At 36.7% G+C, this 2,531-nt stretch carries 2 protein-coding genes; one reads left to right on the forward strand and one right to left on the reverse strand.

Annotated elements, in window-relative coordinates; all coding sequences use genetic code 11:
• Positions 1–274 precede the first annotated feature (274 nt).
• Positions 275–1,585 carry a CitMHS family transporter gene (locus tag ACFVSH_RS25335; RefSeq protein ID WP_387596032.1) on the forward strand — a complete coding sequence of 437 codons (1,311 nt, stop codon included), beginning with the start codon at positions 275–277 and terminating at the stop codon, positions 1,583–1,585.
• 94 nt (positions 1,586–1,679) lie between these two features.
• Here ACFVSH_RS25335 and yyaC read toward each other — a convergent pair whose 3' ends face one another.
• On the reverse strand, positions 1,680–2,213 hold the full coding sequence (gene yyaC, locus ACFVSH_RS25340) for a spore protease YyaC (RefSeq protein ID WP_387708510.1): 534 nt from the start codon (positions 2,211–2,213) through the stop codon (positions 1,680–1,682).
• Positions 2,214–2,531 lie beyond the last annotated feature (318 nt).

Below are 2,531 nucleotides of genomic sequence, written 5' to 3' on the forward strand. Positions count from 1 at the left end.
TTTAATAAAAATACAAAAATAAAACTAAAAACCACAATGAAATTATGAAAATTTCATTGTGATTTTTCGATTTCTTAATTTAATATAAAATGGATTATAATTTTTTTTTTCGAAAAAGTACAAAAAATATGTATTTCACTTATTTAATGATATGAACTATTCTAAAAATAGAAAACAAAGCAACTGGGAAACAGAAGATATTATATAATATTTTTTAACTATTCAAACTTTTTATTTGATTTGTAAGCGGTTTCTTTAATGGGAGGGGATTCATATTCTTACGTTACTTGGTATTTCAATGGTCGTTGTCTTTACTTATTTAATCATGTCTAAACGGTTATCACCTATTAATTCTCTTGTGGTCATTCCAATTATTTTTGCATTAATTGGCGGATTTGGTCCAGAGCTCGGAGATATGATGCTCGATGGAATAAAGGTTGTTGCACCTTCAGCCGCTTTGCTATTGTTCGCTATTTTGTTTTTCGGAGTCCTGATTGACGCTGGATTATTTGATCCACTTATTAAAACTATGTTAAAAATCGTAAAAGGGGATCCGGTTAAAATAGCGATAGGAACAGCAGTAATCGCAATGACCGTTGCCTTAGATGGTGATGGTACCACGACTCATATGATTACGATTTCCGCTATGCTGCCTCTTTACTTACGACTTGGTATGAATCCACTTATTCTTGCCACTATTTCTATGCTGGCTGTCAGTATTATGAGTGGTATGACTCCTTGGGGAGGACCTGCAACAAGAGCAATAGCATCTTTAGGTCTCGATGCAAATGAATTCTTTGTCCCGATTATCCCAACACTATTCGCAGGTATGGCAGCTATTCTTTTTACCGCTTATGTACTTGGGAAAAAAGAGCGCAAAAGGCTTGGTGTTGTACATATCAAAGCTGCACCTGAAATGAAAGGAGCTCTTGCTGAAGCAGCGGTAGCTTCTGCCATACAAGACGATTTAAAGCGCCCTAAATTAATATGGATCAATCTTTTGTTGACGCTCACGGTTATGGTCATTCTTGTAATGGGCTTCGTACCGGTACCTGTGTTGTTTCTAATCGGGTTTGTGCTTGCTTCAATCATTAATTACCCTAATTTAGAACAGCAAAAAGAGCGAATCGTGTCACATGCAGGAAACGCAATAACCGTCGTCACACTAGTATTTGCGGCTGGTATTTTCACAGGGATCTTTTCCGGAACGAAAATGGTAGACGCCATTGCAAATTCATTAGTGGCCATCATTCCGGATTCTTTAGGCTCTTTTTTACCGATGGTCGTTGCGTTCACCAGCATGCCATTTACGTTCGTTTTATCCAATGATGCTTACTACTTTGGTGTTTTGCCAATTCTTGCCGAAGCAGGAGAAGCTTATGGTGTGAGTCCTTTAGAAATTGCCAGAGCTTCCGTACTTGGCCAGCCTGTACATTTCTTAAGTCCACTCGTGGCATCGACTCTTTTACTAGTGGGGATGGTAAAAACAGATATCGGGGAACTGCAGCGGTATGCATTTAAATGGGCTCTAATTTGTTCATTAGTCCTTATCATTGTTGCTATCTTGACAGGGGCTATTATTTAAGTACAATGTTATCTAATAAATTCTTCGAACTTAAACAAAGTAGGGCTGTGCCAAAACCAATTATTATTAGTGGTTTTTGGCACAGCCCATTCTTTTATTTAATTCCAGAAGTCTTGTCTGTAGCTTGAGTAATTATTTTTACGATTGTTTTCGCAAGGTTCATAACCGTGTATAGACGAGTGTCATTTAAAAATTGCATGGTTGGCAGCGGATCTATATAATTGACCATTCCTGTAATATGATAATCTCCCACTTCCGGCAATACTTTTTTTAAAGCTTTCCCCGGGACAAGAGGTCCATCCTTCAAGAAAACATAGCCGACCTGGTTTTGATCCCCTAAACAAGCATCCACACTAAAAATAAGAGGCTTTTTGAATTGTTTTTTAATTTTTTTCAACGTGTCTTCTAAATTAAATGCATGTACGGGATTTTCCAAAGTACCGTAAACACGATAAGGTACCGTATGTTCTTTAAGCATTGTCCCGACTAAGGGGCCTAATGAATCCCCTACTGATCGGTCTGAACCAATGCACAGAAAAATTACCTCTTCATTTTGACATCCAGAAGCTTGAATAATCTCTTTGACTTTTAATGCTAAGCAGTTTATTTTTTCACCTTTTGGTTCCACAGAACAAATTGCTCCTCTTCTTGTAAATTAGACTCATCTTAATTCCCCTTTGTTCTATTATACGTACAAAAAGGACATCATTCATTTAAATATAAGCATATGCTTGAGAATGATAGCTAACACTCTGAAAAATGGCAGTCATTCCAAACATGTACTTTAATTTATTTGGCGAGGAAGTGGGAGTTGGTTTACAACTAGAAAACGTATCGACTTTATTTTAAAACTACAACCAAGTACACCAATAATTAACATAATACTGATTATTTACAGTCAATAACTATGATTCCCACCTACAAAAAAGGATAGAGCCTATAGCTG

Source organism: Peribacillus sp. NPDC058002 (genome assembly GCF_042886655.1).
GTDB classification, from domain to species: Bacteria; Bacillota; Bacilli; order Bacillales; family DSM-1321; genus Peribacillus; species Peribacillus aracenensis.